Annotated in this window: 13 protein-coding genes and 1 pseudogene; 6 read left to right on the forward strand and 8 right to left on the reverse strand. The window is 35.4% G+C overall.

Annotated features, from left to right (window positions below):
* The first annotated feature begins 24 nt into the window (after window positions 1–24).
* Genes rpsF through rplI form a run of 4 tightly spaced genes read left to right on the forward strand, consistent with a single transcriptional unit; the run spans window position 25 to window position 1,407 of the window.
* On the forward strand, window positions 25–408 hold the full coding sequence (gene rpsF / locus A9G48_RS08295) for a 30S ribosomal protein S6 (RefSeq protein ID WP_034943444.1): 384 nt from the start codon (window positions 25–27) through the stop codon (window positions 406–408).
* Entirely contained in the window at window positions 392–703 is a 312-nt protein-coding gene (priB, locus tag A9G48_RS08300; protein ID WP_034943442.1) for a primosomal replication protein N, read from the forward strand. Before rpsF ends, priB begins: the two co-directional genes overlap by 17 nt.
* Window positions 704–707: 4 nt before the next feature.
* Window positions 708–935 (forward strand): 30S ribosomal protein S18, encoded by a 228-nt coding sequence (gene rpsR / locus A9G48_RS08305; protein ID WP_025314965.1) that lies wholly within the window; start codon window positions 708–710, stop codon window positions 933–935.
* Window positions 936–957: 22 nt separating this feature from the next.
* Entirely contained in the window at window positions 958–1,407 is a 450-nt protein-coding gene (gene rplI / locus A9G48_RS08310; RefSeq protein WP_034943440.1) for a 50S ribosomal protein L9, read from the forward strand.
* A 154-nt stretch (window positions 1,408–1,561) separates the two neighbouring features.
* Here the strand turns inward: rplI and ggt are convergent, their stop codons facing one another.
* From ggt to A9G48_RS08350, 8 genes are all read right to left on the reverse strand, one after another.
* Window positions 1,562–3,211, reverse strand: coding sequence for a gamma-glutamyltransferase (gene ggt, locus A9G48_RS08315; protein ID WP_442903342.1), 1,650 nt, complete (start codon window positions 3,209–3,211; stop codon window positions 1,562–1,564).
* 364 nt (window positions 3,212–3,575) lie between these two features.
* The gene (celB, locus tag A9G48_RS08320) at window positions 3,576–4,925 is read right to left on the reverse strand and encodes a PTS cellobiose transporter subunit IIC (protein WP_034943438.1); all 1,350 of its coding nucleotides are present in this window, start codon (window positions 4,923–4,925) and stop codon (window positions 3,576–3,578) included.
* 14 nt (window positions 4,926–4,939) lie between these two features.
* Complete coding sequence (locus A9G48_RS08325) at window positions 4,940–5,425, reverse strand: hypothetical protein (protein ID WP_034944639.1); 486 nt, start codon at window positions 5,423–5,425, stop codon at window positions 4,940–4,942.
* 8 nt (window positions 5,426–5,433) lie between these two features.
* The gene (locus A9G48_RS08330) at window positions 5,434–5,784 is read right to left on the reverse strand and encodes a PTS cellobiose transporter subunit IIA (RefSeq protein ID WP_034943437.1); all 351 of its coding nucleotides are present in this window, start codon (window positions 5,782–5,784) and stop codon (window positions 5,434–5,436) included.
* Between the two features lie 2 nt (window positions 5,785–5,786).
* Window positions 5,787–7,814, reverse strand: a complete 2,028-nt coding sequence (locus A9G48_RS08335) for a PRD domain-containing protein (protein ID WP_065576065.1) — start codon at window positions 7,812–7,814, stop codon at window positions 5,787–5,789.
* Window positions 7,815–7,970: 156 nt separating this feature from the next.
* Complete coding sequence (locus tag A9G48_RS08340) at window positions 7,971–8,294, reverse strand: PTS cellobiose transporter subunit IIB (protein ID WP_034943433.1); 324 nt, start codon at window positions 8,292–8,294, stop codon at window positions 7,971–7,973.
* A 49-nt stretch (window positions 8,295–8,343) separates the two neighbouring features.
* Window positions 8,344–9,774: a 6-phospho-beta-glucosidase gene (locus tag A9G48_RS08345; protein WP_034944636.1), complete on the reverse strand. Its 1,431-nt coding sequence runs from the start codon at window positions 9,772–9,774 to the stop codon at window positions 8,344–8,346.
* Window positions 9,775–9,895: 121 nt separating this feature from the next.
* Window positions 9,896–10,123 carry a ChaB family protein gene (locus A9G48_RS08350; RefSeq protein ID WP_034943431.1) on the reverse strand — a complete coding sequence of 76 codons (228 nt, stop codon included), beginning with the start codon at window positions 10,121–10,123 and terminating at the stop codon, window positions 9,896–9,898.
* A 545-nt stretch (window positions 10,124–10,668) separates the two neighbouring features.
* On the opposite strand from A9G48_RS08350, the gene A9G48_RS08355 reads away from it, so the two are divergent.
* Entirely contained in the window at window positions 10,669–13,038 is a 2,370-nt protein-coding gene (locus A9G48_RS08355) for a type VI secretion system Vgr family protein (protein WP_065576066.1), read from the forward strand.
* A pseudogene (locus tag A9G48_RS08360) lies at window positions 13,038–13,702 on the forward strand (hypothetical protein); the annotation flags it as partial. The gene A9G48_RS08355 and the pseudogene A9G48_RS08360, both read left to right, overlap by 1 nt.

The following is a 13,702-nucleotide window of genomic DNA, read 5'->3' on the forward strand; positions in this document are numbered from 1 at the left end:
CTGATTAATCCGTAGGGAGCGATAATGCGTCATTACGAAATAGTATTTATGGTTCACCCAGACCAGAGTGAACAAGTACCTGGTATGATTGAACGTTATACTGGTACATTAACCACTGATGGTGGTAAAATCCATCGATTAGAAGATTGGGGTCGTCGCCAATTAGCCTATCCTATCGAAAAACTGCACAAAGCACATTACGTGTTAATGAATGTTGAAGCAACTCAAGAAGCTGTTAACGAACTTGAAGATAACTTCCGTTTTAATGATGCAGTGATTCGCAGTTTAATTATGCGCACTAAACATTCTGTAACTGAAATGTCACCTATGCTAAAAGCTAAAGACGAACGCCGTAGTTCTGAAGATGATTTTAGCGAAGTAAATATGGACGATGATTCCGACGAATAATCGTTTAATGTTATCGGGTATTGTTACTAAAACGCCGATACGAAAAATGAGTCCAAGTGGGATTTCGCACTGTCAGTTTTATTTAGAACATGTATCTGAACAAATTGAAGCAGAACTCATAAGGCAAGCGTGGTGCGTCATGCCCATTATTGTTAGTGGACAACAAGAATTAAGTTACAGTATTAAAAAAGGCAGCAAAGTGTTAGTAAGTGGCTTTATCAGTACACACACTAAACGCAATAAAACAAGCCAACTTGTTTTACATGCTGACCAAATTAAACTATTAGGAGAATAGCCAAATGGCACGTTATTTCCGTCGTCGCAAATTCTGCCGTTTTACAGCAGAAGGCGTTAAAGAAATTGATTATAAAGATGTTTCTTTATTAAAAAGCTATATCACAGAAAGTGGTAAAATTGTACCAAGCCGTATTACTGGTACAAGTGCAAAATATCAACGTCAATTAGCTCGCGCAATCAAACGCGCTCGTTACTTGGCATTATTACCATATACTGACAATCATCAGTAATTAGCAACAGAGGGAACATATAATGCAAATTATTCTACTCGATAAAGTTGCTAATTTAGGCAGCTTAGGTGATCAAGTTAATGTTAAAGCGGGTTATGCGCGTAACTTTTTGATTCCACAAGGTAAAGCAGTACCTGCGACTAAAAAGAATATCGAATTTTTTGAAGCGCGTCGTGCTGAATTAGAAGCAAAACTTGCGGATGCATTAAAAGCAGCTGAAGAGCGCGTTGCTCAAATTAATGCGCTTGAAAAAGTAACGATTGCTTCTAAAGCTGGTGACGAAGGTCGTTTATTTGGTTCTATTGGTGCACGTGATATCGCTGATGCAATTAAAGCTCGTGGTATTAATGTATCAAAAAGCGAAGTTCGCTTACCAAATGGTGTATTACGTACAACTGGTGAGCACGAAGTCTGCTTCCAAGTACATAGTGAAGCTTTTGCTAAACTTATTATTGATATTATTCCTGAATAATCATCAATCAATATCGATAAAAAAACCCGTCTAAGTTGACGGGTTTTTTTATTATGTTTTTTTGATATTGATATCAGTAATTTTTATATATTACATACTAATCTACATACCCAATCATTACGGCTAAAAAAGGGTAAATAGCTAGGTAACAAAATTATTTAATAATAAACGCTTTGCCTCTACCTCGAATATCTGAAACGGCTTCGGGTTTATTATTATTAATTCTTATGGCTTGAATATCACCACTAAAATCTTGCTGTTTAAAATGATAACCCATCTGTTTAAGTTTATCTTTTAACTTCTCTGGCACTTTATTTTGAAAACGCTCAATAAAGATAAGATTCGCTGGTAATAGTTGATGATGATAACGTGGGGCATCCATTGCCGCTTTTAATGACATATGATTATCAAAAACATTTGTCACAACTTGAAAGATTGAAGTGAAAATCCTTGAACCACCTGGTGTACCAATAACCATTGCAACTTCTTTATCTTTAATAAAAATACTTGGTGTCATAGAAGATAAAGGACGTTTATTCGGCTCAATCGCATTAGCATCCTTACCAACGACACCAAATTGATTTGCCACACCTGCTTTACTACTAAAATCATCCATTTCATTATTTAATAAAATACCTGTACCTTTTATTACAACTGCCGATCCAAACCAACCATTAAGTGTATAAGTATTGGATGCGGCATTACCCCATTTATCTACAATAGAAAAATGCGTTGTCTGTAATTTTTCATGATTATTATCTAATCCTGGTTTAACTTGTTCAGTAATCGAAATAGTTTTAGGATTAACTTGTTTGGCTCTTTTTGCTAAATAATTACTATCAATTAATTGAGTAACAGGAACAGAAATAAAATCGGGATCGCCCATATATTCAGCCCGATCTGCAAAAACACGTTTTTCTATTTCTGCTAATAAGTGAATATATTGAGGTGAGTTCACTTTAACATGCTTAAAATCATTCGCTAAATTTTGCTTCATTAATAATAGTTGAATTAAACCAACACCACCAGAGCTTGGAGGCGGAGCAGTAACAACTTGCATATCGTGCCAGTTAGCAATTAAAGGTTCTCGCCATTTAACTTGATAATTAGCAAGATCACTTTCCGTAATCAAACCTTCATTCTTCTGCATTTGTTGCGCAATTAATTTAGCTGTTTCACCTTTATAAAACCCATCGCTTCCTTGACTTGCAATACGTTCTAATACTTTGCCAAGTTCAGGTTGTTTAAATCGTTTTCCTTCTTGCATAGAACCAAAGTACTGCTTAAAGTGACCATTAGCTGGTGCTAATTTTTCGGCTTCTTGATAACGAGTAATCAATGCTTTATCTACTATAAAGCCTTCATTAGCATATCGAATAGCCGGCGCCATTACTTCTTGCCAAGTGAGCTTACCAAACCGTTGATGTACAGCCCACATCCCAGCAACTGTACCTGGCACGCCCGATGCTTTATGTGAATAAAGACTTAAATTAGGGATAATATTTTTATTTTTATCCAAATACATATCTTTATCAGCTCTGCTTGGGGCAACTTCGCGATAATCGATAAAATAAGGTTTACCGTCCATCCAAAGCGTCATAAATCCACCACCGCCAATGTTTCCAGCTTCTGGATAGGTTACCGCCAGAGTAAATGCTGTTGCAACTGCAGCATCGGCTACATTTCCACCTTTTTCGAGCACTTCTTCTGCCGCCTTTGCACCATAATAGTCGGGCGAAGCAACAGCTGCAGCTTCAAACTTTTGTGGACTCAGGTTTTTGGCAAGCACTTGCTGATATACCATGATAAATAAAGTAAAACAGCAAAGCTTCACCCACTTACTTTTTAGATAGAACATTTTAAACCTCCTAATAAATACATTGATACCGTCTTACTTTTCTGTTACATAAAAATGAATAAAGCAAAATTCTTGCCAATATGTAAAAGATTTCATAAGAGGGAATTAAAAAATATATCACAGAAAGATTATCAATTGAGTAAATATTGTTCAGCTTTTGTTAATGCGGTTTTACTTGGTGATATCATATAATACATAATTTTTAATAACGAAAATTCACAATAAAACAGCGCCACTCCTTTAAATAAAAGATTATGACGCTAAAAAAGTGAATTTAAAAAAGTTATTACCTTACCTATATTCAATTTTTTTAAGCTTCTTGAGCTTGGCTATCTATTTTCCCTTGTTCTTCTTTATAAAGTTTATTGTCATAAATCTTTATAAAAGGCAGATAAATTACAACAGCTAAAATTGCCGACAAGATAGCAACAAAAATGGCTTTATAATCTCCTCCAGTACCAATAAAGGCACCTAATCCCATTGGTGATGGCCATGGTATTAACGCAATAATTGGATGAATAAGGTTTGAATTAATTGCAAAATAGCCCAACGTACCGCATGCCATAGGGGCTAAAAAGAAAGGAAGTGCTAAATAAGGATTATAAACAATCGGCATTCCGAAAATTACAGGCTCATTAATATTAAAAATGGCCGGTACGGCTGATGCACGTCCTAATATTTTTAATTGGCTAGATTTAGCATAAAAAGCAATAAAAAAAGTCATCAACAATGTAGATCCTGATCCTCCTAAAATCACAAATGAGTTATTAAATTCGCCAGCAAAAGGAATATGTGCCCCAGCTGCATTTTCACTCATATTGGCGAGCATAATTGGTGTAATAAACGCTCCAATAATACTAGCACCATGGATACCGACAACCCATAAAGCATGGATTAAAAATAAAATAACCATAATCCCCAGCCAACTTTTGGTTAAATTGGTGACAAAAGTAAAAGGGACACTAACAATATGAAAAATATCTGTTCCTAAAAAAACCAAAACACCATTAAGAATGATGACAAAAAAAGCGATAACAAAAGTGGGAATTAACGCAGTGAAAGAACGAGAAACACCTAAAGGCACGGTTTCTGGCATTTTTACCACCCAATTGCGTCTAACACATAAAAAATAAAGGTGGGTAGCTAAAATTGCCATAACAATGGCAATAAAAATACCTGAAGTTCCTAATCGAAAAATAAAAGGGTTTAAACGTAATCCATTGATGACTGAATTATCAAGATTATTAAATAACGCAATTCCTCCATTTTGTATTACCAATTCAGGTAATGTCATAAAAAAGGCAAAAACAGATAACATTGCCCCATTAAGTGCATTGACTTTTAACCCTGTTTCTTCTGCTTCAATTTTACTTAACTCATAACCAACAACAAAATTAAAATAGAGAGCTAAACTACCGATAGTTGCTGTATTAGCAATCATATAAAGGTTGCTAACTCTAAAAAAGGTATTTTCAAAAAAAAACTCCAAACCAGTAAATGTCATCGGCAATGTATTAAACACTAAAAACATAGACCCAACGATAGAAAAAGGTACTGACGCCATTCCAGCAGCCATGACTGCTCGCACAATTTTAAATTGGGATATTTTTGCCATTGGGGTCATCAAAAACCTTTGTAAAAACATAAATCCGGCATTCATTTTGTTTTCCTCATCTAATTAATGATTGCTTGATAAGCTTGAATTCTTTGAAAATGTTTATCTTTATTGAGTTGAATTTTTTTTAATTTTTTAAGCATCAAAAAATCGATAAATACACAGCCTATTAAAAAAGCGCTAATTGTATTTAAAACATCTTGCGTATCTTTCAAAAAAGGAAAAAAAAGAGGATACCAAGGGGTATAAAGTATGATAATTAACGCACTAAAAGTGAATAATATTGAACGATAAAATAACGTTGCATAAGGTAAATAATTATAATGATTCCGATAAAGTTTTATCTGTTCAAACGAAGCCAAAACACCTAGTACCAATAAAGCAATGGGCATAATAGAAAAAAAAGACATTGAACTAATTAAAAACACAGCCCAATAAAGGTTAAGAAAAATAAAAAAAGCAGTGCCATAACGAATAGCTAAAAAACGATTAAAATAAAGATTAGCTAAACTTATTTTTTTATGCATCTTCAATTGATTAGACATCATATTGATTAACCCCTAAGCGTAGCTAATAGTTCATGATTCTTTCTATACAAATAAGAAATTTCAAGGGAAATTTCGCGCATTGCCATCGTTGTCATTAAATGATCTTGTGCATGCACCATAATAATTTCCATATCGATTTTTGTTCCATTCGCATAAAATTGCAGTAATTGGGTTTGTGATTTATGCGCTTCTAAAATTTCTTGGTTGGCATCTTCGAGCAGCGTATTAGCATAGTCAAAATTGGCTTCTCTCATGGCTTTAAATGCCTCGTAAATTTTGGTTTTAGCGTTACCACTGTGCAAAATAATATTAAATGCAACAAGTTGAATATTCTCGGAGCTCATTTTTTTAGTCATTGTTAGATTCCCTTTTCTATAAGTTTGATAAAAAGTGATTTAAATTCGGTAAAGTTTTGGCTCTGCAACAATTTCGATTGCATCGGCAAATCATCAATTAACGTAACGACAGCTTTTGTCATCATGGCTAAGTTAGGGTTCTGATAAATAGAAGGGGATATCATAAAAATAAAGCGGATATCTGGGTGACTTTTATCCCAAACTAAACCATTAGGGATAATTGCAATCCCCATTTTTGACAATTTACCCACAGGAACAGCGGGATGTGGTACCACAATGGTAGGGCTAAAAAAGATATCACCTAATGCCATTCTGTTTTCCATTTGCTTTATTATCTTATGTTTATAACAACAATCTTCATTTATTGCTAAGCGATCAAGTAAACTATCCATGATTTGATCTTTAGTTTTAGATTGCTGGCACACATAAAAATAGTCAGCTGATAAATCATCAACAGCTTGCTCAATATGAATTAAACGGCGGGGATCACTTACCGCTTTATTTGTTGATAATGATCCTTGACTAAAAGAAACCAACATTTTACGTGATATAAGGTACCGACGAATTTTCTGCACATCTTCATCATTAAAAAATACAGAAACATGAAAAATAGGAACTTTAAAAATTTTCGCTGAAAGATCAACCGACGATATAATAAAATCAATATCATTTAGCATATCAGCTTCAATTTCATAATACCCTCGAATGGCAACAATTTTAATCCGCTCATCAAATTCATTCTCCACTCGATTTTTTAGCAACTGCGCACTTCCAAGCCCTGTTGCACAAATAATTAATGCTTTGAATTTTTGCTCATTTTTAAGTTTTTCAATCGAAGCTAAAAAGTGCAGGGTTAAATACCCCCACTCGTCATCATTAATAGAAAATGTATTTAAATTAACAAGTTGATTAAAATAGTGTTTTACTAAATTGAATAATTCTGGTGAACAAGTTTTAATTTCATTAAGCAGTGGATTTTCTAGTTTAATATTTTGTTCTAACCGTACAAGCATAGGTTTTAAATGTTGAATCAACCCATTTTTTAATTGTTCATCTTTTGAAAATTGATACCCGGTTTCCTCTTGAATTTTTCGGAGTAACTTGGTCAACATCACACTAAGTTGCGAATCTAAATTACAATGAGCAGCATTTGATTTGCTCATCAAATGTAATGTCAAATACATTTGTTCTTCTTTTGGAAAAGTAAACCCGATCACTGCCTCAACACGAGTAATAATTTTCTTAGCAACTTGATATTCCAGCTTGTCTTTCGTTGAATCGGGCATATCAAGGTGTTGGATTAAAAGCCCAGATTGCAAACGCTTTATACTTAAAGAAAGATGCAGCACAATATTTTGCACCATCACATCAGACAGTTTAAGGTGGGCCTCTCGGCATTCATCTAAAATAATAATAGTTAAAGTATCAAAACTAATGGCATCACTAAATTTATTTAAATAGCTTAAACGCTGTAAAAAATGAATCGACTTTTCATGAAAAAAATAGCTCATAATAAAATGCCGTTTTGCCTTCTCTGCGCCGTCAACATAAAACAAGCATTTATTTTTTTTCAGTTTAAGTTCGAAAGATGCCAATTGATTTTTAATTTCCAACATATCCTTATTCAACTGAGAAGTGCTAATAAATATCTGTTCAGACAAGTCTTCAATATCAATTTTTTGGCTTTCTAAAAGAAGCAAATTAAGAAGATAATGTTTTCTTTGGCAAACATCGCGATAACTTGATAGTTCTTCATTACGATTTAGATTTTGATTTTGATCTAACAAATGATGATGAATTAAAAATGAATTGAAAGCGGTTCTATTTCTAATCTGTAATTGGTATCCATAGCCTTGCTTACTAACTATAATTGCGCCATTACTTTCAATTAAAGGTTTCAAATGGTTAAGATAAGTGCGAACGGTCCTATCAGATAATGATAACTTACAGGCCAGCAACGTACTGCTTTGGAATTGATTTTTAGAACTAACTAATAAACTAATAAGATCACGTTGTTTATTTTTAATCATTATCACCCATACCTATAACAGTTAAAAGCATGCTTAATAATATTGTGGTTGTTCTTATTGGCTTAATAAAAATGCACGCAGAGCAACATAATAAGGCACCGCTATATAGCGCAACAAACAAACGGTGCCAAAATCAAATATTTACAAAGGAATGGCTTAAAGCGATTGAACATTATCCTCAATTAATTTAGCTAACTGCTCAATTCCTGATTGAATCGGAATATAAGCCTGAAAAGGAATACTCACAACAGGCTTACCGACTTCTTCCCCCAATTTTCTAAATTTATCAAACATCATCATAGTTTGAGGGCTAATTAAAAAGAGCGAAAAATCGCTATCTTTAATCATATTTGCCCCTTCAGTGGACGAAACTGCATCAACCGAAATGGTTTTATTTTGGCTTGCAAAATATTCGGTTACTTTTTTGGCCATTAAGGATGATGACATCCCAGCAGCACAGATAATCAATGCTTTTTTCATCGCTTTTCTTATTCTCCAATAAATAATAATCTGTTATCAGCTCAACCAGCTATAAGATTTCACCGTTTGACCCAATGACTTTCTTATACCAAATGAATGAATCTTTTCGACTGCGTTTTAAAGTACCATTACCGTGATTATCTTTATCAACATAAATAAACCCATAACGTTTTTCCATTTCCCCTGTGCCTGCCGAAACAAGATCAATACAGCCCCAAGGGGTATATCCCATCAAATCAACACCATCTTCTTCAACAGCAATCTTCATTTGTTTAATATGTTCACGCAAATAATCAATACGGTAAGCATCATGGATGCTACCATCAGCTTCGACTTTATCGTAAGCACCAAAACCATTTTCAACAATGAAAAGCGGCAAACGATACATATCAGTTAACCAATTTAAAGTATAACGTAACCCTTCAGGATCAATTTGCCAACCCCAATCGGATTTTTTCACATATTGATTACCAATCAGATCGGTTTTTTCGTTATATTCATAGTTATCCGATTTTTTACGAATAGCGTTTGACATGTAATAACTAAACCCAATGTAATCGACAGTTCCATTTGCTAAAATTTCCAAATCTTGGGTAGTCACATCTAATTTATAGTTTTTACCTTGCCAATATTTAATGATATGGTTTGGATACTGACCATGTACATGAACATCGGCAAAAAAATATTTACGCTCCATCGCCTTTTGTGCCATTAAAATATCACCTGGTTTACAAGTCTCTGGATAGATAGGAATCATCGCCAACATACAGCCTATTTCAAAATCAGGGTTAATAGCATGACCAATTTGCACCGCTTTGGCACTGGCTACTAATTCATAATGTGAGGCTTGGTACATAATCTGCTCACGATTGTCACCTGCTTTATAGAAAATACCGGAATTGGTAAACGGGGCGAAATCCTCATCAAAATTTGCTTGATTATTAATTTCGTTGAAAGTCATCCAATATTTGACTTTATTTTTATAACGATCAAAACAGACCTCGGCAAAACGCACAAAAAAGTCAATTAATTTACGATTACGAAATCCACCATACTCAGTGACAAGGTAATAAGGCAATTCAAAGTGGGAAAGGGTAACAACTGGCTCGATATTGTATTTTAAGCATTCATCAAAAAGCTCATCATAAAATTTTAAGCCTTCTTCATTTGGTGCAAGTTCATCGCCTTTTGGAAAAATACGCGTCCAAGCAATCGAAGTACGAAAACATTTAAATCCCATTTCGGCAAATAGCTTAATATCATCTTTATAATGATGATAAAAATCAATAGCTTCGTGATTAGGATAATATTCCCCCTCAATTACACCTTCAGTAATTTTACGATAACTTTTAGGTGAGCCCACAGTCATCACATCAGCGACACTTACACCTTTCCCTCCAACTTGCCAAGCACCTTCTAATTGATGAGCCGCAACAGCGCCGCCCCATAAAAAATCTTTTGGTAAACCTTTATTACTCATAATTAAGTACCTGTGTTTATTAATAATTCAAAATTAGTATAAAAGGAAAAAAATAGAATTACTAACCCACTTTTTCCGTATTGATAAGGAAAAATATAAGAATAATTGGGGAAAAAGCTATTTATTTAGCCACCCATTTACCATTTTCATTTTTGTGATAAACCTTTTCAACAGCAGCCCAAGCTACTTTAAAAGCAATTGTTTCTGGATCGCTGTTATCATGTCGTTTATGCGGATCTTGATACTGTTTAATAGCGCTATTGAAGGCTTCTTTAAAAATATCCTGCGCATGTTCAGGCAAAACATGGCGTACTGAATCGGGTAAATCTTGACGTGTTTTATATGGCATAACACTCTCCTTCTAAATTGAACATACATTATTGAAAAGTTAACAATGATTATATGAGTATCGCATTCAAAACAACTTGCTTAGAATTTAGACTTTTTTACGATTTAATACAATAACTGGTTTAATACAGTAATTAATTTAATACAAATAAACTAAACACTATAATCTACTGAAAAAAATTTAATGTAATATCTAAAACGGATAATTGCTTAAATTAAAAAAATTTTATTGTATTGATTAAATGGCAAGCAAAACAATTAATAACGCATAAAAACCATGTTATTTATAAAAATGCTCGTAAAAATGACTATCAGCATCATTGTTCAAAAGAGCTTCAAAATGATAAATGTTATTCTTTAGATTTTTAATTAAAGAGTGTAAAGAAGAATTAACACAACAAAATAGTTGATTAATTACTCAAAAAAAGTTATTTTAACGGCTTTTTAAACATTAACTGTTAATGGTTTTACATTCACTAACATTAATTAATCGTTTACGCATCAAAAATAAATAGTATTTGGATATTGGATTAGTAAGGAATATAGATGTCTTTTTCGGATTTAATTTCAACAGGGTTAGATGCTCTTTCTTCAGCAGTGCCTCATAATCGTTACTCTCTTAAATTGAATGAACTGAATATAACCGAATCAATTTCAGTTCATGCCGTTGCCATTGATGAACAGTTAAACCAACCTTGGCGTTATACTATCACCTTTACCAGTTGCAACCACACATTAGCGGTTGACACCATTTTAAACAAACCGGCTTCATTTTCTTTTTTACCGGCTGAAAATAGCGTACTTGACCGCCTATTTGACGCATCAGAAGCCACCCGCACCGTGTACGGTGTAGTAACGGCGTTTAGTTTGCTATCCACAAGTCAAGAAGAAACGCGATATCAAATTATATTACAACCAAGGGTTGCATTACTTAGTAATAGTTACAGCAGCGCCATTTATCAAAATCAAAGTGTAATTAGCGTGGTTGAATCTTTATTCCGACAGCATGGCTTAACAGGCATAGATTACCGCCTAGAATTAAAAGAAACTTATCCAAACCGCGAGTTAATCACACAATGGCAAGAAAGTGATTTAGTCTTTATTCAACGACTATTGGCTGATGTTGGCATCAGTTTATTTTTTGAAACTCACCCAGAGCATCATTGCGACGTGGTAGTATTAAGTGATGAAGACCAGCGCTTTAAAGATTATGGCACAATTATTCATCAAAAACCCAGTGGTATGATGGACAGCGGTAAATACAGTGTCTGGGCACTGGCTCGGCAAAGTGGTGTAGTAAACCAAAGTGTTACGGTTAATAATTATAATTACCGTGAAGCAAAACAAAATTTACTCTCCCAAGTCAACACGGCGGCGAAAGACACTACTACCTACGGCAATGACTACCGTTACGGAGAGGATTATAAACACCTTATTGAAAATGACGAAGATAGTGAAATTGAAAGCGGACAGTGGTTTGCCGCCATTCGTCACCAACAAGTTATTTCGCAGCAACGCCTTATACGGGGAAAAAGTAACGACTACCGTTTAGCCCCAGGTCAACGCCGAACGATTACCAACAGCTCAATGGCTGGCATCGAAGATGGCATTATCATCTTAACCACCAAAGGCTATGGTGACCGCAGTCAGGCTTACGAAATTGAATTTACTGCCATAGCCTTTGACGTATTAAAACCTTACCGACCAGCGCCCCTCCCGATGCCAAAAATTAGTGGCACACTACCGGCTCGAATTACCAGTCCAGATAATGACACTTATGGTTATATCGACACATATGGGCGTTATCGAGTTAAATTTAACTTCGACTTAGCGAACTGGCGCAGTGGTGAAGAAAGCTTGTGGGTTAGACTTGCCAGACCGTATGCGGGTAATCAATACGGATTTCACTTTCCATTGATTGACGGCACCGAAGTGGCAATAGCCTTTACGGACCAAAACCCTAATCGTCCTTATATTGCCTTTGCGTTCCATGACAGCGCCCACCCCGACCTGATTACTGCCATGGATAAACACCGTAACGTAATTCGCACGCCAGCGAATAACGAGCTGCGAATGGATGACAAACGTGGGCAAGAGCACATCAAACTGGCAACCGAATACGCTAAAACCCAATTAAATTTGGGTCATTTGGTGGATAAAGACAAAAATCACCGAGGAGAAGGCTTTGAATTAAGAACTGATCAGTGGGGGGGCATTGCCGCCAATAAAGGCTTATACCTCACCAGCCAAACCGAACCCAAAGCGCAGGGCAAACAGCTCGATATGCAAGGGGCAATGGTGGAGCTTGAAAACGCCTTATCCATTGCCAAAGCACTACATAGTGTCGCAGAAAGTGCCCAGTCACACACACCAGATACCGAATCACAGCAACAGCTGCAAAGTTCACTGAGTAACTTAACGCAATCAGGCATGCTGGCTTATGCTCAAGAAGGCATGGCGCTAATCAGCCCGCAAAACATACAGTTAACCACTGGTAACAGCTTAAGTATCATCTCGACCAATCAAACAGACATTACCGCATTAAAAAATATCACGGTTGCCACACCTGAGGCAATCAGTTTACTGGCGCAAAAATCAGGGATGAAACTCATTGCCAATGAAGGGGACATCGACATTCAAGCACAAAGTGACCAAATGGCGTTAGCGGCAAAGCAAAACATTAAAATTGACAGTGAGGACAGTCAAGTTGACTTTTCGGCAGCCAAAGAAATTACCTTAATGTGTGGTGGCTCTTATATCAAAATCAGCAGTGAAGGTATTGAACTTGGCACGCAGGATAATATTTATCTTAAGTGCAATGTAATGCAAAAAATGGGGGCAACAACGGAAACACGAAACACGAAATTACCATCTAGCGATCTGGATGTTCATGGTTGTGTAGAAAAGGGTAAATAATGATTTTTGAATTAAATAATACCAACAACTTATTTAAATACCGTTACTTATTGGTTGATAACATCGTCGCCCTTAACCCAGTTGAACCATTATCAAAAGAAGGGTTAATAGACCTATTTGGTGAAGGCCACCCATTTAGCGAAAAAAAACTCACGCAAGTTTTACGTTCGGATTTAGATTATGACCCAAGCGTCTGCCCAACACTGGTTAAACTTGCCGAACCCGATGAATTTTTAGAAAGCCCAATATTGGATAGAATTGGCTTTGAAGCAGCAAACGAATGTTTTGAGTCAAAGCGTTATATTTGTGCTTATATTGTTACAGACCTTAAACCATCGGTACTGGCAAAACAACTAATCAATATTGGCAATACCATTGCCAATGCATTGCATCGGCGTTATTACCCCTTTTTTGAACCATTTCGAATGCAATTTCTGCAAGAAGTAGCGAGCAAAGAAGACAACGCATGGCTAAAATCACAATTAACCCAAATTGCAAACTACTACTACCCATCGATTCATGGTGGGCAGTTTATCCGTTTTACCGCCGATGACACCGCCAATATTGCCGAAAGTTGGAGTGAAAATTACGGCAATCGCTTAAAAAATTTGATAATGATTCAAAACTTAGTCAATTTATGGGCAAATAACCGAACATACTATAC

The organism is Gilliamella sp. wkB18 (assembly GCF_001690875.1).
In the GTDB taxonomy this organism is placed as follows: domain Bacteria; phylum Pseudomonadota; class Gammaproteobacteria; order Enterobacterales; family Orbaceae; genus Gilliamella; species Gilliamella apicola_A.